This is a genomic window from Rhizobium sp. RHZ02, assembly GCF_014851575.1.
Taxonomy (GTDB): domain Bacteria; phylum Pseudomonadota; class Alphaproteobacteria; order Rhizobiales; family Rhizobiaceae; genus Rhizobium; species Rhizobium altiplani.
Genome location: NZ_JACUZX010000012.1, coordinates 64,994 through 85,295, shown reverse-complemented (window position 1 = coordinate 85,295; position 20,302 = coordinate 64,994). Strand labels below are relative to the sequence as shown.

At 59.9% G+C, this 20,302-nt stretch carries 19 protein-coding genes; 11 read left to right on the top strand and 8 right to left on the bottom strand.

The window, feature by feature from the left end; genetic code table 11:
* Positions 1 to 82: 82 nt before the first annotated feature.
* Together IB244_RS18300 and IB244_RS18295 are read right to left on the bottom strand one after the other, a co-directional pair.
* Positions 83 to 1,321, bottom strand: a complete 1,239-nt coding sequence (locus IB244_RS18300; protein WP_192305084.1) for a type II toxin-antitoxin system HipA family toxin — start codon at positions 1,319 to 1,321, stop codon at positions 83 to 85.
* Complete coding sequence (locus tag IB244_RS18295) at positions 1,318 to 1,590, bottom strand: helix-turn-helix transcriptional regulator (RefSeq protein ID WP_018856771.1); 273 nt, start codon at positions 1,588 to 1,590, stop codon at positions 1,318 to 1,320. Before IB244_RS18295 ends, IB244_RS18300 begins: the two co-directional genes overlap by 4 nt.
* A gap of 140 nt (positions 1,591 to 1,730) precedes the next feature.
* Here IB244_RS18295 and IB244_RS18290 point away from each other — a divergent pair, with 140 nt between their 5' ends.
* The 3 genes from IB244_RS18290 to IB244_RS18280 all read left to right on the top strand — a co-directional run bounded on the left by IB244_RS18290 (position 1,731) and on the right by IB244_RS18280 (position 4,557).
* Positions 1,731 to 1,946 (top strand): hypothetical protein, encoded by a 216-nt coding sequence (locus tag IB244_RS18290; protein ID WP_246734447.1) that lies wholly within the window; start codon positions 1,731 to 1,733, stop codon positions 1,944 to 1,946.
* Between the two features lie 413 nt (positions 1,947 to 2,359).
* On the top strand, positions 2,360 to 3,769 hold the full coding sequence (locus tag IB244_RS18285; protein WP_192305066.1) for an NfeD family protein: 1,410 nt from the start codon (positions 2,360 to 2,362) through the stop codon (positions 3,767 to 3,769).
* 26 nt (positions 3,770 to 3,795) lie between these two features.
* Complete coding sequence (locus IB244_RS18280) at positions 3,796 to 4,557, top strand: slipin family protein (protein WP_062368341.1); 762 nt, start codon at positions 3,796 to 3,798, stop codon at positions 4,555 to 4,557.
* An 88-nt stretch (positions 4,558 to 4,645) separates the two neighbouring features.
* Here IB244_RS18280 and IB244_RS18275 read toward each other — a convergent pair whose 3' ends face one another.
* The 4 genes from IB244_RS18275 to paaG form a co-directional block, all read right to left on the bottom strand.
* A complete protein-coding gene (locus IB244_RS18275; RefSeq protein WP_025660533.1) occupies positions 4,646 to 5,242 on the bottom strand; it encodes a TetR/AcrR family transcriptional regulator in 597 nt (198 codons plus the stop codon).
* A gap of 104 nt (positions 5,243 to 5,346) precedes the next feature.
* Positions 5,347 to 6,657, bottom strand: coding sequence for a phenylacetate--CoA ligase PaaK (gene paaK / locus IB244_RS18270; protein ID WP_169683646.1), 1,311 nt, complete (start codon positions 6,655 to 6,657; stop codon positions 5,347 to 5,349).
* A 35-nt stretch (positions 6,658 to 6,692) separates the two neighbouring features.
* Positions 6,693 to 7,142: a hydroxyphenylacetyl-CoA thioesterase PaaI gene (gene paaI, locus IB244_RS18265; RefSeq protein ID WP_192305064.1), complete on the bottom strand. Its 450-nt coding sequence runs from the start codon at positions 7,140 to 7,142 to the stop codon at positions 6,693 to 6,695.
* The gene (gene paaG / locus IB244_RS18260; protein WP_192305062.1) at positions 7,139 to 7,933 is read right to left on the bottom strand and encodes a 2-(1,2-epoxy-1,2-dihydrophenyl)acetyl-CoA isomerase PaaG; all 795 of its coding nucleotides are present in this window, start codon (positions 7,931 to 7,933) and stop codon (positions 7,139 to 7,141) included. The genes paaI and paaG overlap by 4 nt, the downstream gene beginning before the upstream one ends.
* Before the next feature lie 102 nt (positions 7,934 to 8,035).
* Here paaG and paaN point away from each other — a divergent pair, with 102 nt between their 5' ends.
* From paaN to IB244_RS18225, 7 genes are all read left to right on the top strand, one after another.
* Positions 8,036 to 9,697, top strand: a complete 1,662-nt coding sequence (gene paaN / locus IB244_RS18255) for a phenylacetic acid degradation protein PaaN (RefSeq protein ID WP_192305060.1) — start codon at positions 8,036 to 8,038, stop codon at positions 9,695 to 9,697.
* Positions 9,698 to 9,738: 41 nt separating this feature from the next.
* A complete protein-coding gene (locus IB244_RS18250; protein ID WP_192305058.1) occupies positions 9,739 to 10,887 on the top strand; it encodes an ABC transporter substrate-binding protein in 1,149 nt (382 codons plus the stop codon).
* Between the two features lie 66 nt (positions 10,888 to 10,953).
* Positions 10,954 to 11,826: a branched-chain amino acid ABC transporter permease gene (locus IB244_RS18245; RefSeq protein ID WP_018856760.1), complete on the top strand. Its 873-nt coding sequence runs from the start codon at positions 10,954 to 10,956 to the stop codon at positions 11,824 to 11,826.
* 5 nt (positions 11,827 to 11,831) lie between these two features.
* Entirely contained in the window at positions 11,832 to 12,788 is a 957-nt protein-coding gene (locus IB244_RS18240) for a branched-chain amino acid ABC transporter permease (protein WP_192305166.1), read from the top strand.
* Positions 12,785 to 13,570, top strand: a complete 786-nt coding sequence (locus tag IB244_RS18235; RefSeq protein WP_192305056.1) for an ABC transporter ATP-binding protein — start codon at positions 12,785 to 12,787, stop codon at positions 13,568 to 13,570. The genes IB244_RS18240 and IB244_RS18235 overlap by 4 nt, the downstream gene beginning before the upstream one ends.
* Positions 13,557 to 14,258, top strand: coding sequence for an ABC transporter ATP-binding protein (locus IB244_RS18230; RefSeq protein WP_169683635.1), 702 nt, complete (start codon positions 13,557 to 13,559; stop codon positions 14,256 to 14,258). Before IB244_RS18235 ends, IB244_RS18230 begins: the two co-directional genes overlap by 14 nt.
* 4 nt (positions 14,259 to 14,262) lie before the next feature.
* On the top strand, positions 14,263 to 16,287 hold the full coding sequence (locus tag IB244_RS18225) for a 3-hydroxyacyl-CoA dehydrogenase NAD-binding domain-containing protein (protein WP_192305054.1): 2,025 nt from the start codon (positions 14,263 to 14,265) through the stop codon (positions 16,285 to 16,287).
* Positions 16,288 to 16,340: 53 nt separating this feature from the next.
* Here IB244_RS18225 and IB244_RS18220 read toward each other — a convergent pair whose 3' ends face one another.
* Together IB244_RS18220 and IB244_RS18215 are read right to left on the bottom strand one after the other, a co-directional pair.
* Entirely contained in the window at positions 16,341 to 17,087 is a 747-nt protein-coding gene (locus IB244_RS18220; protein ID WP_192305052.1) for a CpsD/CapB family tyrosine-protein kinase, read from the bottom strand.
* Positions 17,088 to 17,217: 130 nt separating this feature from the next.
* Positions 17,218 to 18,672 (bottom strand): GumC family protein, encoded by a 1,455-nt coding sequence (locus tag IB244_RS18215; protein WP_192305050.1) that lies wholly within the window; start codon positions 18,670 to 18,672, stop codon positions 17,218 to 17,220.
* 329 nt (positions 18,673 to 19,001) lie between these two features.
* Between IB244_RS18215 and IB244_RS18210 the strand changes: the two genes are divergently transcribed.
* The gene (locus IB244_RS18210) at positions 19,002 to 20,300 is read left to right on the top strand and encodes a polysaccharide biosynthesis/export family protein (RefSeq protein WP_192305048.1); all 1,299 of its coding nucleotides are present in this window, start codon (positions 19,002 to 19,004) and stop codon (positions 20,298 to 20,300) included.
* Positions 20,301 to 20,302 lie beyond the last annotated feature (2 nt).

The following is a 20,302-nucleotide window of genomic DNA, read 5'->3' as shown; positions in this document are numbered from 1 at the left end:
ATTGTCGGAAGAATCGGCAGTTGTGTGAGCGCAATATTTCCAAGAGAAGCGGAAATAATTTCCGCCCTCCGTGCTTTACTGGCTATCCGCGACATTGGACCCGTATTCGCCGACACCGCTTTCGGACGGAATTGATAATCTTCTCGAGGACTCTCACCGGATCGCCAGCCAGAGCCTCGACTTGCGGCGCTACGTCGTCGCACGCGGCGCTGACACGCTCGGCAAGTTCCACAACGCGCCTCAACGTCGATGCACCGCTTAATCCAACCTCGTCTGCCAGGGCCTGCCAATCCGCTCGCCGTAGGTCCGGAGCGTTGAACCGGCCGGCGATCCCCTGCGGCAAACTTTGGTCAACCTGGCGGTACACAGCCGCGCACATCAGGTCATAGAGCGGCGCCATCTTCGCTGACCCGCCAGCACCGATCAGGATGGAATAGTTCTTGGCATGGGAATCCGAATTGCAAATCAGCACGTTGAATATAACTGCATCGAGCAGCGTCAGGCGCTCGGCAGGCGAAACCAGATCGCTGGCGGTGTCGAACATCATTTTCAGGGTCACGCCGCGTCCGGTGGAGGAGCGCTCATATTTCTGCGATGGGAAGTTGCCCGTTAGCTGGCAAAGATCCTCCTGATGCAGTCGACGAGTCTCGCCTTGCGGATCGGTGAAGCGGTCATAGCGCTTCACGAGCAGATAGCGCCGGTTACCCGCGACACCGATCGTTGCTTCGGCGGCCCCCAGTCCACAGGCGCGCGCGAGGGTAAGGCAGAAGGCTTCGTTCTCGACACTGCCCGCAAGCCGTTTTGAACCCGGCTTCAGAATATGGGTTGAGGGTGTCCCATCGATCGGAATAGAGATGGCGCCACCCTCATCCACGAAGACCGGTAGCTTCTCTTGCACGCCCGCAAGAGACATGGAGACGCCACGTTCTCCAACCAGGAAGGGTTTTGCCGGAAGCTCGTCCAGGATGCGCTCCAGTGCCGTCGCATCCGGCACGGGCTGCAGATGAATGCCCGGCTTACGGGGCGCACCAATCGACAATGCACCCGCCGTGTCCCGCCCGATGTGGCCCAGCAGACCAACGATGTCCTGGGGCGAGACCTTCAGCCGCTGGCCGATTTCGGCGAGGTGCGTTTCCGGGAGCAGATTTGCAAGCCAGGGCAGGAGCCGTTCAGCACCGACTGGGCCTGAACGGAGCGACATGGTCAGCGACACTGGGAAGGCCGAGCGGCGCGCTTCCCAGCTCGGGTCATAGTCCAGTCGCCACTCGCCATCGAAGGTCAGGTGGGCGATGGGGAGGGCTTCGTAGAAGATCGTCGTCATCGACCGTCACCGAAGGTCGGCAGGAAGTCCAGGTCATCGTCAGGCGAGGCCGGGGCGGCTTGGGCCGTCCTGAGATCGCCGATCTCGATGCCGACAGTGCGCGCCACGATCAAGGACTTTTCAAGCTGGCAGCTTGGCTTGCCGGATTCGAGCTCGACGATGAAGCGCTCGCCGGTGCCGGACCGGGCGGCAAGCTCGGTCTGTGTCCAGCCAAGCGCCTTCCGATTTTCCCGGATGGCGGCGCCGAAATCGCGTGCGGACCTGAACATCGAGCATCTCCTGAGGTGGCTTACCGTACAGGAAGATTCCCGTTAGATCAACGCAAGCCTTACCGATCGGGAAGCGTGTGCCCGAAGGCATAAAATCACCCCGATCGGGAAGTTTTGCGCATCCGGATACCCTTGCGCGTGTGGTACAAGCCGAGGATGCGATCAAGCTCGCAGTGATAGAAGCCTTCAACGAGGCGAATATCTTGAAGCGAGAACTAGCCCGCCGCCACGGCAAGACCGAAAATGAAGCCAGACGGATCTTGGATCCTGACCATCATTCCAAGCTTGGTCAGCTGCAGGATGCGATGCAGGCGCTCGGCAAAACCATCGTCGTTTCGGTTCTCGAAGCGGCTTGAAACAGAGAAAGGCGCGGACCGGGAGCCGCGCCTTTTTTCCTCACAAGGCCTAACTATCAATATCCGCCTGCACCACCGCCTCTGGGAAAGAGTGCCACAGGCGGCATCGTCCGACCGGTATTCCCGCTGCCGTTTCCGATGCCGTTGTTCTTCGGCAGCGATCAATCGCCTCGAGAATTCTGCCGGCTATCGACGCCGCAAACTGGTCGCCAGCTGCACAAGTTTCGCTGCCAGCGCATTACCTGCTTTTGATCCGGATTGCTCGATCGCACTCCCAGCCTCGCGACTGCCTTGAGCAAAACGATCCTCGATACCCTCGAAGACATTCAAGCTGTTCGCCCCCGGACTGCGACGCTTTTCTTTCTCTTTGTGATTTCTGGCTCTTTGTGATTTCTGGGATATACTGGAAAATCATGAGCGTTCCGCATGTGGTAGCGCTGAGCTTGAAGCGTTGGCGGTGGGTGCCGCCAATCCTGATCTCGTTGTTCTTGCTGCTCTTAGCTCCAGGCATCTTCACGCTGTCGGCGTCGGCGCAATCCAATCGCGCTGCGGTCGTCCTCAAGGTGAACGGCGCCATCGGACCTGCAACGGCAGATTATGTCATACGGGGCCTTCAGCGTGCCGGCGGACATGCCAGCCTGATTATCCTTGAGATGGACACACCCGGTGGCCTCGACACGTCCATGCGGGACATCATTCGCGCCATCCTTGCCTCGCCCGTCCCAGTCGCCGGCTTCGTCGCACCGAGCGGCGCAAGGGCTGCCAGCGCCGGCACCTATATTCTCTATGCAAGCCACATTGCCGCAATGGCGCCAGGCACGAACCTCGGAGCAGCGACACCGATCGCGCTCGGCGTAAACCCTTTTGGCGGCGATGCAAAACCCGGGAACGAACCGGACAAGCAAAATGACAAGCAAGTCGAGCCTCCAGCCAGTGCCAGCGAAAAGAAGATCATCAATGACGCGGTGGCGTATATTCGCGGGCTTGCGGAACTGCGCAATCGCAACGCCGACTGGGCAGAGCGGGCCGTGCGGGAAGGCGCGAGCCTTTCATCGACCGCAGCCGTGCGCGAACATGTCATTGATTTCACGGCGGTGGATGTCAAAGATCTCCTTGCGCAGACACAGGCGCGCGTGGTGCGGGTCGGTCAGACAGACATGCGAATTGATACCGCCGGTTTGGCGGTGCAGGAATTCGAGCCGGACTGGCGAACACGCCTGCTTTCGGTGATTACCGATCCAAACATCGCAATCATCCTTATGATGGTTGGTATCTATGGCCTCATCTTCGAGTTTCTTGCGCCCGGGACGATGTTTCCCGGAACGATCGGCGGCATCTCACTCCTTCTTGGTCTCTATGCCTTGGCATTGCTTCCGGTGAGTTTTGCCGGCATCGGGCTCATTATCCTCGGCGTCGGATTGACGGTGGCCGAGATGCATTCGCCAAGCTTCGGCGCTCTGGGCATCGGCGGCGGGGTAGCCATAGTCCTGGGCGCAACCATTCTGTTTGATACGGATATGCCGGGCCTTCAGGTTTCGCGCCCGTTACTTGGCGCAATCGCTCTTGCCAGCCTCGTTTTCAGCCTGCTCGTTGCACGCCTGGCATTTGCCTCGCGGTGGCGCAAAGTCGCTACGGGCGCTGAGCAGATGATCGGTATTTCGGGCCAGGTCGAGAGTTGGGCCGGGCCTACAGGCTATGTCATCACGCATGGCGAGCGCTGGAAGGCGATTTCCACCGAGGCGCTCGCCGCCGGGGACGCTGTCGAGGTGATTGCCCGCAACGGTCTGACCCTCGAGGTCGAGAGGCGCCCCGACAAGAGTTAGCGGCCTGAAGAGAGCAGGAGAACGTCATGGCTATGTTTGCAGATCTTGCCTTTTATCTTGTGGCGATCCTTATCTTGCTCGTGATCATTGCATCCGCGATCAAGATCCTGCGGGAATACGAACGCGGCGTCGTTTTCACGCTTGGCCGCTTCACAGGTGTCAAGGGGCCCGGCCTGATACTCCTGATCCCCTACGTACAGCAAATGATACGGGTCGACTTGCGCACGCGGGTACTCGATGTGCCGAGCCAGGACGTCATTTCTCATGACAATGTCTCGGTCCGTGTCAGCGCGGTGATCTACTTCAGGGTCATTGATCCCGGAAAGTCGACGATACAGGTCGAGGACTTCATGATGGCGACAAGCCAGCTTGCCCAGACGACATTGCGCTCGGTCCTCGGCAAGCATGACCTAGACGAGATGCTGGCGGAACGTGACCGGCTCAACCTGGACATTCAGGAAATCCTTGACGCTCAGACGGATGCCTGGGGCATCAAGGTCGCCACTGTCGAGATCAAGCATGTCGACATCAACGAATCGATGATCCGCGCGATTGCCCGCCAGGCGGAAGCCGAGCGCGAGCGCCGCGCAAAAGTCATCAATGCCGAGGGTGAACAGCAGGCGGCTGCAAAGCTCCTCGAAGCGGCCCAAGTCCTCGCCAGGCAGCCAGAGGCCATGCAGCTGCGCTATCTGAACACCTTGAACGTCATCGCAAGCGAGAAGAGCTCGACGATCCTGTTCCCCTTTCCGATGGAGTTCGGCAATCTCATGGCTCCCAAACCGAAATGATCAAGCTTCAGGCTCGGCACGCCGGTCATGATCATCTCAAGGGGCCTTATGCGCGATCTAAGCGCAATAGGCGAAACGCCGCGGGGCTCTAGCGTACCGCCTTGACGCCCTCGAGGATCAGGGTCGTGGCGATATCTGCATACTCGTCACGGCTGACCTGGCCGCCTGGGCGAAACCACATGTAGACCCAGTTCATCATGCCGAAGAGCGACATCGTCACTGGCATCAGCAAAGGCTTGCTGGCGTTGAGGTCGGGGTTGATCTCGATGATGGTATTGGAGAAGCGCTTGACGATCCGGCGCTCGATGGCGCGCAACTCGTCCAGCTGTTCTTGCGACAGCGCACTCGTGCCGTTCAGCTGCACCTTGTGCTCGTTGTCCGCATCGCGATAATTCTCCAGGACTTGCCGGACCAGCAGCCGAAGTCGCTCCTGAGGCGTCACACTGGGTTCGTCTGCGGCAGCAACGGCAGCTTCCAGTTCCTCGAGATGGTTGCGAATGATATCGAAAATCAACGCGTCCTTGCTCGGGTAATAGTGATAGAGCAGGGCTTTGGAAACATTGCTGCGCGAGGCAATGTGGGCCATGGAGGCTTTCTCCATTCCCATTTCCGCAAAGACGGCAGCGGCGCTGCTCAAGAGGCTGCGTTGTTTCTCTTCAAAATCGATCGCGCGCGTTCGTGCCATATTATCCTGCGTTCCTGTTTTTCCTCCGCGCCCCCACGCGATGAGCCGAAGGGCTCGTGATTTGCGCTTCCCGGAATGATCGTCACGCCGGGAAGCAATCGCCTCTATTCCTTTGGCCTGTTGTCGACGACCCGCTTTGCCTTGCCCTCGGATCGTGCGACTCCACCCGGGTCGCGAATCTCGATCTTCGTGGTAACACCAACGACGCTCTTGATGTAGTGGGCAAGGGATTTTGCCGAGGAGGCGCGTGCAGTTTCGTCCGCAGCCTCAGGCGTGCACTCGACATGAACCGTCATCTGGTCCATGCGGCCGGCGCGGCTGAGCTCGATCTGGAAATGCGGAGCAAGCCCCTGACACTTCAGAATCTGCTCCTCGATCTGGGTCGGGAAGACGTTGACGCCGCGAAGGATCATCATGTCGTCGGAGCGGCCGGTAATCTTTTCGATGCGGCGCATGGAGCGGGCCGTGCCGGGCAACAGCCGCGTCAGGTCGCGCGTGCGGTAGCGGATGATCGGCAGGCCTTCCTTGGTCAGCGTCGTGAAGACAAGTTCGCCCATTTCGCCATCGGGAAGGACCTCGCCCGTCGCCGGGTCGATGATCTCAGGATAGAAATGGTCTTCCCAGATGTGCAGCCCGTCCTTGGTCTCGACGCACTCACTGGCAACGCCGGGACCCATGACTTCGGACAGGCCATAAATATCGACCGCATGCATGTCGAACGACTGCTCGATTTCCTGGCGCATCGCGTTCGTCCAGGGCTCGGCGCCGAAGATGCCGACCGCCAGCGAGCTCTCGCGCGGGTCTATGCCCTGTCTGTGGAACTCGTCGAGGATGGAGAGCATATAGGATGGCGTCACCATGATGATGCGCGGCCGGAAATCCTGTATCAACGTGACCTGACGCTCTGTCATGCCGCCCGACATCGGCACGACGGTACAGCCAAGCCGTTCGGCGCCGTAGTGGGCACCAAGGCCGCCCGTGAAGAGCCCGTAGCCGTAGGCGACGTGGACCATGTCTCCAGGCCGGCCACCGGCAGCACGGATCGAGCGCGCCACCATATCCGCCCAGACGTCGATGTCCTTCTGCGTATAGCCGACGACCGTCGGCTTGCCTGTGGTTCCCGAAGATCCATGGATGCGCGTCAGCTTCTCGCGCGGCACGGCAAACATGCCAAAGGGATAGGTATCGCGAAGATCCTTCTTGGTTGTGAAGGGGAACTTTGCGAGATCGGCCAGCGACTTCAGATCCGACGGATGGACGCCCGCTTCGTCGAAACGCGCCCTGTAGAAGGGCGAATTCTCATAGGAATGGCTCAGTGACCACTTCATCCTGGCAAGCTGAAGTGCGGCGATCTCGTCACGCGATGCTGTTTCAATCGCGTCGAGGTCGCCAGGGCGGGGTGAAAGGTCTTCCATGTCTGTCTCTCCTCCGAGATGAATGACCGGCGGCTTTACGCCTCTTCCGGCAAAAGGGTGCCCTTGACGGTGCGCGAATGGCCACGGAACTCGGCAATGTGCTCGCCGTTCTGATTGGTCACGTTGATATCGTAAATGCCGCCACGCCCGCGTCGTGAAACCTCCCGCGCGGTTGCCGTCAAGCGGTCGCCGGCAAAGGCCGGTGCGATGTAGGTAACCGAGCAATGCTGCGCGACGGCCCGCTGATTGTAGGTGTTGCAGGCAAAGGCGAAGGCGGAATCGGCCAGCGTGAAGATGTATCCGCCGTGGCAGGTTCCATGGCCGTTGGTCATCTCCGGCTTGACGATCATCGAAATGACCGCCATGCCGGGCGCCACGCGTTCCATCGCCATGCCAAGGTGACGGGAGGCATTATCGTCGCGCCACATGGCGTCTGCGCAGGCGTTCGCAAGCTCCTGGGCCGTGAGAATGATCCTGTCGGTCATTGTCCCTTGAACTCCGGCTTACGCTTTTCCAGGAAGGCGGCGACGCCCTCGGCATAGTCGGCACTGCGTCCAGCTTCGCGCTGCAGATCGCGTTCAAGCTCAAGCTGCTCATCGAGCGAATTGGTTGCCGCTGCCTGGATCGCGCGCTTGGTCATGCCGAGACCCTTTGTCGGTCCTGCAGCGAGTTTTGTGGCAAGGGTCCTGGCTTCATCGAGGAGTGCCGCATCGTCGACCGTCTTCCAGATAAGCCCCCAGCTTGCCGCCGTTTCCGCGTCGAGCGGCTCGGCGGTCAGTGCCAGCGCCTTGGCGCGCGCTTCGCCAAGCAGCCGCGGCAGGCTCCAGGTGCCGCCGGAATCGGGTACGAGGCCGATCTTGGCAAAGGCCTGAATGAAACGCACCGAGCGCGCCGCCAGAGTGATATCGCATGCAAGCGCGATATTGGCGCCCGCACCCGCGGCAACGCCGTTGACGGCACAGATGACGGGCTTTTCCAGTGTCCTGATCAGCCGGATCAGCGGGTTGTAGAAAAGCTCGATCGTGCGTCCGAGGTCCGGGGCCGCCCCACCCTTGCGCGGATCGCGATCGCCGAGGTCCTGCCCCGCGCAGAAGCCGCGACCGGCGCCGGTCAGAAGCACAGCCCGAACGGATGCATCCTGATGCGCACGTTCGAAGCCTGCCCTGAGCGCCAGATGCATCTCTTCATTGAAGGCGTTGAGCTTGTCTGGACGGTTGAGCGTCAACGTAAGGACGCCATCGGCAAATGCCGATTGGACGGTGTCGGATTCGGACATGTTTCCTCCAGTTCCGCCAGGATCGGGCGGTTCATGAAAAAACTCTTGCATAAACCGACCGGCCGGTCAATTATAAATCCACAGCATGAGAGGAACATGTGAATGGATGCCCTTTTCGACCGCCACCAGCCAACCCTTGCCGCAGCCCTGAAGGCTGCGGAGGAACGCGGTTATTGGTCGGCCTATCCTGAAATCCCAAGCGGCAAGATCTATGGCGAAACCGCCAAGGACGATGGCCTGGCATCCTACAATGCCCGGCTCGGCAAGCCTTTTGCCTTGCCCGGCCATCCCGAGACGACGAAGGTCGGCGCGGAAGTTTCCCCATTCGGCCCGACGCTCGCAATCACTTATCCGGCTGCAGATGCAGACACGCTGATCGCCGCCTCGCAGGCTGCGGCACCCGCATGGGCGGATGCAGCGGTCAAGACCCGCATCGGCATCTGCCTCGAAGTTCTGGCCCGCCTCAATCGCATCAGCTTCGAAATTGCCAATGCCGTCATGCACACGACGGGACAGGCCTTTGCCATGGCATTCCAGGCTGGCGGACCGCATGCGCAGGACCGCGGCCTCGAAGCCGTTGCCTACGCCTTCGCAGAGATGACCCGCACGCCGGCTCAAGCCATCTGGACCAAACCGCAGGGCAAGGCCGAGCCGATCGTTCTGGAAAAACACTGGCGGATCGTGCCGCGCGGGATCTCGCTGGTGATCGGTTGCCAGACATTTCCGACCTGGAACAGTTATCCAGGCCTGTTTGCCAGCCTCGCGACCGGCAACACCGTCATCGTCAAGCCGCATCCGGGCGCAATCCTGCCATTGGCGATCACGGTTTCGGTCATTCGCCAGGTGCTTGCCGAAGAGGGATTTGACGCCAATATCGCGCTTCTGGCAGCCGACGCGCCGGGTGCCGAAATCACCCGCGATCTCGTTGAGAACAATGCGGTGCAGATCATCGACTACACCGGCTCGAACAGCTTCGGCGATTGGGTGCGCAAGCATGCCGGAGACGCTCAGGTCTACACCGAAGAGGCTGGTGTCAATTCGATTGTCGTCGCCGGCACCGATGACTTTGCAGGCATGTGCGCCAACATCGCCTTTTCTCTCTCGCTCTACAGCGGCCAGATGTGCACCGCCCCGCAGAACATCTTCGTTCCAAGGAGCGGCATTAAGACCGATGAGGGCCACAAGAGCTTCGACGACGTGGCAAAGGCAATTGCCGCTGCCATCGACGACCTTCTTGCCGATCCGGCACGCGCCGGGGGGGTCTGTGGCGCGATAGCCAATCCGGCTACTCTATCGCGCATTGAGACCGCCCGCAGCCTCGGAACACTCATTCGTGACTCTGCCCCGGTCACGACAGCCGGGAATGCGCGCACGGCAACGCCCCTCGTCCTTGCCGTCGATGCCGACAAGACGGATGCGCATGAGGAAGAGCGCTTCGGTCCGATCGCCTTCATTGTCGCCGTTGCGGATGTTGCCGGGGGCATTGAAAAGGCATCAAGCCTCGCCCGTCGCAAGGGTGCGATCACCGCGGCACTTTATGACACCGACAACAGCCGCATCGACGCTGCTGTCGACGCCTTCGCCAGGGCTGGCGTCAATCTCTCGATCAATCTGACCGGCGGCATCTTCGTCAATCAGAGTGCTGCGTTCAGTGATTTCCACGTCACCGGCGCCAACCCGGCCGGCAATGCCAGCCTGACAGACGCGGCCTTCGTGGCCAACCGCTTCCGCACCGTCATGTGGCGCCGTCCGAAGGCGGCGTGACGACTTTGACCTAACCTTTGTTCTCTTGGGAGGAGACTGACATGAAATTTGCGATGACCACCGCGCTCGCGGGCACGCTTGCGCTTGGGCTTGGCTTTGCCGGCGAAGCCCTTGCCGACATCCGCATCGGAGCGACTGTCTCGGAAACAGGACCCGCCTCGTTCCTTGGCGACCCTGAAGCCAAGACGCTGAAGCTGCTCGTCGACGAGATCAATGCGGCAGGCGGCGTTCTCGGTGAAAAGCTCGAGCTTGTCATCTACGACGACGGCGGCGATCCGAACAAGGCACGCACCTTCGCAACGCGTCTGGTCGAGGACGACGAAGTCACCGCGGTTATTGGCGGCACCACCACCGGCACCTCGATGGCAATCATCCCGGTTGCCGAAGATGCCGAGATCCCATTCATCTCGCTTGCTGGCGCCATCGAGATCGTCGACCCGGTAAAGCCCTATACCTTCAAGACGCCGCATACCGATCGCATGGCCTGCGCAAAGATCTTCGACGACATGAAGAAAAAGGGCTTCACGAAGATCGGCATGATCTCCGGCTCCGACGGCTTTGGCGCCTCAATGCACAAGCAGTGCCTGGCCATCGTTGGCGAATATGGCATTGAAGTGGTTGCAGACGAAACCTATGGCCCGAGCGATGCGGACATGACCCCGCAGCTCACCAACATCAAGAACACTTCAGGCGTGCAGGCAATCCTCAACCCGGGCTTCGGCCAGGGTCCGGCGATCGTCACCCGCAACTACGCACAGCTCGCCGTCGGCCTGCCGCTTTATCAGTCGCATGGTGTCGCCTCCAACGGCTTCATCGATCTGGCTGGCGCGAGTGCGGCCGAAGGCATTCGCCTGCCGGGTACCGCCCTGCTGGTGGCCGACCTCCTGCCGGAAAACGATCCGCAGCGCGCGGTCGTTGCCGCCTACAAGAAGAGCTTCGAAACAGCGACGGGCAAGCCGGTATCGACCTTCGGTGGCTATGCGCATGACGCGCTGCGCATCCTCGTCGACGCGATCAACCGTGCGGGCAAAGCCGATCCCGCAGCCATTCGCGAAGCCATTGAGCAGACGAAGGGCCTCGTCGGAACGACCGGAACCGTCACCATGACGGCGGACGATCACCTCGGACTCGATCTCACGGCCTTCCGCATGCTGGAGATCCGTGACGGTAGCTGGAAGATCGTCGACTAAGTGCTGAACCGTGCTTTCGGGAGCGTGTGACGCTCCCGATCAGGCGCGGTGCAAAGGGAGGCAGCCATGGCCGAGTTCATGCAATTTCTGCTGTCCGGGGTGACGGTCGGTGCGGTCTACGCGCTGGTGGCCCTCGGCTTCACCATCATCTACAACGCATCCGATGTCGTGAACTTCGCCCAGGGCGAATTCGTCATGCTCGGCGGCATGATCACCGTCTTTTCCTATCAGGCGGGCATTCCACTGCCGCTGGCGGCGATCCTTGCCATCCTCGTGACGGCGGCGATCGGGGTCGCGCTCAACAAGCTCGCCATCGAGCCCGCGCGCGGTGCCCCCGTGGTGTCCCTGATCATCATCACGATTGGCGCCTCGATCTTCATTCGCGGCCTGACGCAGATCGCCTTCGACAAGCAATTGCATCGCTTCCCCGCCTTCTCGGGCGATACGCCGATCGCAATCGGCGGCGCGACGATCCTGCCGCAGAGCCTGTGGGTGGTTGCCGGCGCGCTCATGGTCTTCATTGGCCTCTGGCTGTTCTTCACCAAGACGCTCACCGGCCGCGCGGTGCTGGCGACAGCCAATAACCGCATTGCCGCGCAACTGGTCGGTATCAACACGCGCTACATCATGACGCTGAGCTTCGCGCTTTCGGCCGCGATCGGCGCCTTGGCAGGTGTGCTCGTCACGCCGATCACGCTGACCAGCTATGATGTCGGCATCTCGCTGGCGCTCAAGGGTTTTGCCGCCGCCATGCTGGGCGGGATGGGCAACCCCAAGGGAGCACTCGTGGGCGGCCTGCTTCTCGGCGTCCTCGAGGCAATGACCGCCGGCTACATAAGCTCACAGTATAAGGACGCGGCTGCCTTCATCGTAATCCTTGCCGTCCTCTTCGCCATGCCGCAGGGCATCTTCGGCCGCAAAGTCACGGATCGGGTATGATGACGATGAAGCTGTCCTCGAAAACCACCACGCTGCTTGTGCTGACGCTCGTCGTCGTCGCCCTACCCTTCCTGTTTCCATCCTCCTACTATTTCCGCGTCGGCTCGCTGATCTTCGTCAACGGACTTGCGGTGACGGGTCTTGTCATCCTCACCGGATATGCCGGCCAGATCAGCCTCGGCCATGCCGGCTTCGTCGGGATCGGCGGCTACAGCTGTGCGCTTGCGCCTCTTCACATCGGTCTGCATCCAGCCTTGGCCGTCATCCTTGGCGCCGTGCTTTCCGCCCTGGTCGCCTGGCTGGTCGGACGGCCCATCCTCCGGCTGAAGGGATACTATCTGGCCGTCGCCAGCCTCGGGCTTGGAGCGCTGGTTGCCATGGTGCTTGCCAATGAAGCGGGATGGACCGGTGGTCCTGACGGCATTGCCGTTGCCGACCTCGGATTGCGGGGCCTGCTGAAATCACTCGGTCTCGACATGTCGAACCCGGTCTTCTGGTATGCCTTTACCGGTTTCATCATGCTGATCGGCGCCTGGCTCGCACTCAACCTCTTTCACAGCCCGACCGGGCGTGCGCTGCGCGCCCTTCATGGCTCGGAGGTTGCTGCCCGCACCGTCGGCGTCGATGTCGCCAAATACAAGCTGAGGGCCTTCGTGATCTCCGCCGTCTACGCGTCGGTTGCCGGTTCCCTGCTGGCGCTGCAGAACAAGTTCATCACCCCGGATGTTGCCGGCTACATGCATTCGATCGAGCTCGTCACCATGGCGGTTCTCGGTGGTGCGGGTTCCGTTGTCGGCGCAATCCTCGGGGCCGCCATCCTGACGACGCTGCCTCAGGTCCTGACCGTCTTTCAGGAATATGAGCAGCTCGTGCTCGGCCTCATCATGATGCTCGTGATGATCTTCATGCGCGACGGCCTGCTTCCGAGCCTTGCGCGCCTGATCAGAGGGAGGGGAGAATGAGCCTGCTTCAAGTCGAAGGCCTCGGGATCGACTTTGGCGGCCTGTGTGCCGTCAATGATGTGAGCTTTTCCCTGAAGGCGGGCGAAATCGTCTCGGTGATCGGACCGAACGGCGCCGGCAAGACGACCCTTTTCAACATGATTTCGGGCGTCTACCTGCCCGGCCGCGGACGTATCCTGCTCGCAGGGGAGGATGTCACTCGCCTTGGGCCGCATCTGCTCGCCGAACGCGGTCTTTCCCGCACGTTTCAGAACCTGCAGATATTCCAGACAATGACGGTGCTGGAGAATGTCACTGTCGGTCATCACCTGCACGAACGGGGATCCATTCTCGCCGATCTCCTGGGTCTCCCGGGTTCGCGCCTGAGAAGCCAGGCCTCGGAAGCCGGAGCCCGCGAACTGCTTAAGCGTGTTGGCCTTGCCCAGGCAGCCGAGAGAACCGCGGGCTCCTTGTCCTACGGTGCGCTGAAACGGCTGGAGATCGCCCGCGCGCTTGCCTTGCAACCACGCGTGCTGCTTCTCGACGAGCCGGCAGCCGGCTGCAACGCTGTCGAAACGGAGGAGATCGATCACCTGATCGCCGAGGTCGCGGCAGAGGGCGTTTCCATTCTGCTTGTGGAGCATGACATGAAGATGGTCATGCGCATTTCGAACCATATCGTGGTGCTCGATCACGGCGAGAAGATCGCAGAAGGAGAACCGGCAGCGGTCTCCCGCAACCCGCGGGTCATCGAAGCCTATCTCGGCGCACAAGCGGTGGAGGCGGCTGATGTTGACGGTTGAAGGATTGCGCTCTCGCTACGGGCGCATCGAGGTTCTGCACGGCATCGATCTTGAGGTCGGCTCCGGCGAAATCGTCACTGTTGTAGGTGCGAACGGCGCTGGCAAGACGACGCTTCTGCGTTGCCTTTCCGGCATACAGCCGGTGTCATCAGGCTCCATTGTGTTTCGCGGCGAGAGCCTGAACAGCGTTCCAGCCTATCGCCGCCCGGCGCGCGGCCTCGCGCAATCGCCGGAGGGACGGCAGATCTTCACGAATCTCTCCGTCGAGGAAAATCTGCGCCTCGGCGCCTTCCTGTTCTCCGACGACAAGGTCGAACGGGACATGGAGGAGGCATTCGTCATGTTCCCGGTGCTGCGCGAAAAACGCAATCTGGCGGCCGGGGGCCTGTCCGGCGGCCAGCAGCAGATGCTTGCGATTGCGCGTGCCCTGATGGCGCGCCCCTCCTGCCTGCTGCTCGACGAGCCAAGCATGGGACTGGCGCCGATCCTCGTCGCCCAGATCTTCGAGGTGGTGAAGGGCCTGCGTGCGCTCAACGTCACCGTGCTGCTCGTCGAACAGAACGCCTTTGGCGCACTGTCGATTGCCGACCGCGGCTATGTGATGGAGACCGGCCGTATTACAATGTCGGGACCAGCTCAGGACCTGATTGCCGACGAACGAATTCGCGAAGCCTACCTGGGAATTTGACATCATGACCGTAACCATCGAACGCAACGGCGACATTGCCGTCGTCACCATCGACAACCCGCCCGTGAACGCCCTGTCGCAGGCAGTGCGGCAGGACCTGTGGAATGCGACCGAGACGCTGGACGCCGACCCTTCGGTGCGCGCAGTGGTCCTGATCTGCGACGGACGGACGTTCATTGCCGGCGCCGATGTCAACGAATTCGGCAAGCCGCCGATGCCCCCTCACCTTCCCGACCTCGTCGTTCGTATCGAGACGGCAGCCAAGCCTTGGGTTGCCGCAATTCATGGCAGCGCGCTCGGTGGCGGCTTCGAAGTGGCGCTCGGCTGCCGCTTTCGCATAGCCGTGCCGTCGGCAAGCGTCGGGTTGCCCGAAGTCCGCCTCGGCATTGTTCCGGGTGCCGGGGGAACCGTGCGCCTGCCACGGCTGATCGGACCGGCGCTTGCAACCGAGATGGTCACAACAGGTACGCCCGTGGCAGCGCCGAAGGCGCGGTCGCAGGGGCTGATCGATGCCGTTGTCGAGGGTGATCTGGAAAAGGGGGCGATCGACTTTGCGCGTTCTGCCGTGGATCAGTCCCTTCCACTTCCGCTCCGCCAGCGCGGCGTGCCGGCCGTCGACGCGACGTTCTGGGAAACGACCTCAAAGGCGGTCGCCAGCCGCGCCAGGCGCGAGGAAGCACCGCTTCGTGCGCTCGCCTGCGTGAGGAAGGCGGCGGAGGCCGATTTCGACACTGCGATGGCCTTCGAGCGCCAGACATTTCTCGAATTGCGCGGCTCACCCCAGGCTGCAGCCCTGCGCCACGTCTTCTTCGCAGAACGGGCAGCACCCAGGCCGCCTGAGCTTGCAGGCGTCGAGCCCCGAAAGATCCGTTCTGCCGCCGTCATCGGCGGCGGCACGATGGGCGCGGGTATCGCGGCCGCCCTTCGCGACGCGGGACTGCCGGTGACGCTGGTGGAGCGGGACGAGGCTGCGGTCGAGCGCGGCCTTTCCAACCTGCGTTCGATCTTCGAAGGCTCGGTCAAGCGCGGCAAGATCAGTCCAGACGTTGCGGCAACCCGCTTGGCTGGCGTGACAAGCACGACTGACTACAGCCAGCTTTCCGCAACCGACCTCGTCATCGAAGCAGTGTTTGAGGATCTCGACGTGAAGCGCGAGGTCTTCGGCAGGCTTTCGACGGTTTGCCGCGCCGATGCGGTGCTTGCCACGAATACGTCCTACCTCGACCCCGAGCAGATCGCGGCAGGCATCAGGCACCCGGAGCGCTTCCTCGGATTGCATTTCTTCAGTCCGGCACATGTCATGAAGCTGCTGGAGATCGTACCGACCGCCCATACCGCGCCCGCAACCCTTGCAACGGGCTTTGCACTTGCGAGGATGCTGAACAAGATTCCTGTGCGCGCCGGCATCTGCGATGGCTTTATCGGCAACCGGATCCTGAAGGTTACGCGCGCCCAGGCCGAACGTCTGTTGCTGGCGGGCGCGACACCACAGGCGGTCGATGCAGCGATGCGCAGCTTCGGGTTGCCCATGGGGCCCTTCGAGGCCCAGGACCTCGGCGGCCTCGACATTGCCGCTTTCCAACGCAAGGCGGCGCGTGCCCGTGGCGAGACCCCCTTCGCTCCAATCGCGGAACGGCTTTGCGCATTGGAACGCTTTGGCCAGAAAAGCGGCGGCGGCTGGTACGACTACGCAAAGGGCGATCGCACGCCCAGACACTCGGAAATCGTCGCCGACATTATTGCCGGGGAAGCACGGGAAACGCCGCAGCGAGAGTGGGATGAAGCCAGTATCATCGACTGCATCGTCCTGCCGATGGTCAATGAGGCCACAAAGATCCTCAACGAGAAGGTGGCGTTAAGAGCTGAGGACATCGACCTTGTGGAAATCCACGGATATGGCTTCCCGCGTTGGCGCGGTGGACTGATGCATTATGCCGAAGGGCGGGGAGCCGCTGAGATTGCCTCAAGACTCAACGAGCTTGCAGCAAATGGGCTGGCCGAGCCGCCTTTCAAATCACAGGGCGTTTGAGGTGAAGCGGTCTCCAGCAACGACATGAGGCAGGACTATCCAGGACCTCTTTGCTAATAAACGTACTGGTCGTGACTATACTGGCTCTTGTTCAGGACGACGCCTAGGACGTTCGTTCTCTCACGCAGGTTCTGTTCGCAAATGTCCACTTCACTGATCGTGCTTTGCTCCGACGCGGCAACGAGGATGACACCGTCGACATTCGGCAGGAACGCAAGCACATCATCGGTCGACAGCATCGGTGGCAAATCATACAGAACGACGTCGGGCTCTATCTCCTGGCGCATATTTTGTATTGATTGGGCTGCCGCGGCACTTTGAAGAAGCTCTGCCGAGTACTGGACCGGCTGTCGATTTGGCGCAATCGACAGGTTGTCGCCGTATCGGAAGAACGTCTCGCGTAGGCCGGCATCGCCCTTCAGAAAGCTCTCGATAGAGCCTGGATTTTTGATCGCAAGGGACTTGCCTATCTGCGGTCGCCGCAGATCAAGATCAACAAGGACAGTTCGACAATCCGTTTGCTTAGCGAGGCTGAATGCAAGGTTAAGCGCAATACACGTCTTGCCGCACGCCGGCGTAGCAGAGGTGATGGCAACCGAAGTCCAATTATTCTCCCTGAGGAGACGGAGTAGTTTCGTCCGCATCATGTCAAAGGCGGCGTGAGCCGGCGACGACCGGTTCAAAGTGATAATGCGATTGTTAGCTGCGGCATCGGGATCGATGACAAGCGGGGGAAGTCCTTCCCACGCCCCTCGCACAATCTCCAGCGGTTCAGGCAATACCGGACTGCGATCGCCCATCTCGACAATCCCTCTACTACGTGACGATCTACCAACAAATTCCATTACAAATCCTCAATCACGACGTCGTCGACACCTGACGCTATTTGAGTTCACTTCGTCAGCCAACAGTTTGGAGAAGGCACGTCCTTCATCCGTATCTCAGCATGCGCTTGACGCTATTGAACCTCCTTCTTAACGGGGGTGTTCGTTGCTCATAGGGGGTATTGATGAATGGGATCACCGCCAGCGGCTGTGCCTGTAGCATCTGGACCAATTCGGTCGGACGCCTGATCGTTTTGTTCAGTATTTCAAGCAAGACAATAGTAGCGAAACTCAAGGCAAGGCCCACAAGCATGCCTCCGAAAACGATCAGACGACGCTTCGATCGCAATGGCTGCTGCGGTTCCGTGGCTGGCTCCAACAGGGAGAATCGACCACCATCCGACCGTGCCTCCATCTGCTGACCCAGCGAGGCTTCCGCGCGTTTGGCAATCGCCGTGTTGTATTGGGTTTGCGTATTCGAGAGCGTACGTTCAAGCGCGTTCAAGCGGATATCGGTTGCCGGTGTGGCGCTTATCGATTGCGTGAGAGACGCAATCTTCTCGGTTATCTGCTCGCGCTCCTTTTCGATCGCATCTATTCGCCTGTCCACGTCGGACAGTTGAAGATCGAGGCCGGACTGTGCCTTCGTATCAGTACCCTCTTGTTTCTTGGGAACCACTTTTCCGCGGAGCGCGGCAATGCGTCCCCGCAATGCAACGATGTTGGGGCTCGTCTCGGAAAAGACCGTGAGCTGATCGGCAAGGGCTTTGTTTAGATCCAGGAGCATTTGCTGATCGGCGGTCAGCGGTTCTCCTGTCGGATACTTGCCCGTTACCATATAGGTCTCGACCAGAAGGCTGCGTCTTGTCCGCAGGTCCGATTCTTCACGCTCAAGAGATATGAGGCGCTCTTGCAAGGTGCTCTGCTGGGAGCGCCGAAAGTTCAGGCTTTCTGGTAGCGTATCCCTGTTTTCGTTCTTGAATTTCAAGAGGTTCGCCTCGATACGGGCGAGGTCGCCGTCCAGTCTCTTCACTTCGTCATCAAAGAACTCCAGAGTATTTCCCGCCCTGTCTGTTCTTTGCTTCTGGTTGCTGTTGAGGATCGACGTCGCGAGTTCATTGGCGACCTGCGCGGCCAGGATCGGGGACTTGGCCTCGAATCCAATTGCGAATACCGATGTACCATCGGCGACGTTTAATTCTGTCTCCTCAAAGATGATACGAGAGCGCAAATTCCTGACAAGATTCTCGACTGTCGGCTGTTCCTTCTCGTCGGCGTAGATGTTGAGCTTGGTCGCGAGTTTGACGAGATTGTCTCGGGTGGTAAGCTGCTGCTGGATTATCTGCAACTGGCCCACGGAACTGGTCTGGACAATGGACCGGACGAGGTTGACAGGGATCTGTGGCGCTTCGACCAGGATCTTTGCTGAAGACTGATAGGTTCGCGGCTGAAGTATCGCAAAGATAAGCGCAAGGATCGTGGTCGTCGTTACGCACAGCAGTATGTACGGCAATCTCCGCCGAAGAATTGAAATGTAAAAGACGAGGTCAATTTCACCCATCGCGAATATATCCGAACTTTGAGGCCATAGAGACACGCTGCTAAGCGTTATTCTATCAGATTTTGGAGACGCGATAGTTGATCGATAGTGGGTACGGGCACTGTGTTCTCTAGTCCATTTGGGTAACTTATGTCGCGTATTGCGAGTAGCGCCCTCAAGTTCACTGCACTGTTTTTTTGAACAAGTCGAAAACTAACGAAAATTGATTACTTATGGCATATTGCTTAGAATGCCGTAGAATGAAAGAATAAAGTTATAGCTGTACTAAACAACACCACGATACCTCCTGATTCATCACGAGATGTCGCGAATTTTTGTTGGAGCGTTACATGATACTGCACACACGTTTCGGCAAGCTTCCGCGGACTGTTCCAAGGCTTGCTGCAACTGCGGGTGGTTTGCTGATTGCCCTAAATGTCAGTGCAGCCCTCGCCTCTCCTATTTTTCCGCACACGAAGATCCGGCTGACGCTTGTCCAGTGGATGCCCACGAAGGGAAGCTACGAGCAATGGGCTGCCGTGGGGGGGGAGTATACGGTCTCGGACCAGGGAACAATCATTGTTCCACTGCTTGGAGCAGTCTCCGTTGAAAACAAAGACGAAGCTGGCCTCGCTTCTGCCATCGCCAAGGCGTTGAAAGAGAAGATTGGGCTGGTCGATGAACCAGCCGCCAGCGTCGAGATCCTGAAATATCCGCCGATCTATGTCGTCGGCGACGTTAAAAATCCTGGCGAATATGAATTCCGCTCTGGCATGACAGTTCTAAAAGCCCTGGCGCTGGGCGGTGGCCAGATCCGACCCTTGGATTCGACCACAAGTCCAGAGGCAGTCATCAAACTGGTCGGCGATGCAAAGGAGCTTGATGAATCGATCATGCGCACGGCCGCAAAAATTGAGCGCCTGGAAGCAGAGATGGCCGGGCAAACAACGTTTCAATCCAAACAAGAACCGAACGATGCCGCTGCTGTTGCCGTCCATCAGCAGGAAGAGGCGATATTCTCGGCTCGGGCAAACGAGCTTTCGAGGCAAACGAAATCATTGACTGCGCTTCGCGATTTACTCTCAAGCGAGATCGGCGTTCTCGAAGAGAAGATAAAGAGCACGGACGCAAACATAAACTCGGCACAACAGCAGCTCAGTAGCACCATTGCGCTTATTGAGCGCGGCGCGCTTGTTGCAACACGACAAGCAGACGCCGAACGCGTGATGAGAGCTTACCAGGACGACCGCCTTGATCTTACCGTCCTGATAATGCGAGCCCGCCAAAGCATCAGCCAAACCACGCGCGATCTTGAAGGCCTTGCGGACAAGAGACAGACAGAAATTGCTTCAGCGCTGCAGTCGGAGCACGCCCTCATGAACAGTTTGCAGCTCAAGAAAGCCACCGTCCAGAAAGTGCTCATGGAAAACCTGTCATCGGGCGCGTCGTTGGGGCCTGCCGAGAAACCAACGCTTGAGTACAGGGTCGTCCAAAATAGTGGTGGAAACGATACCGAGACACCCGCCACCGAGACCACATCGATGGCGCCGGGAGATGTGTTGAAGGTCATTCTTATCGCGCCGTCTCGAACGACTACGTCGATATCATCTGATACGTCCGAACCCACAGCACAGGACGTCGGCCAATGACT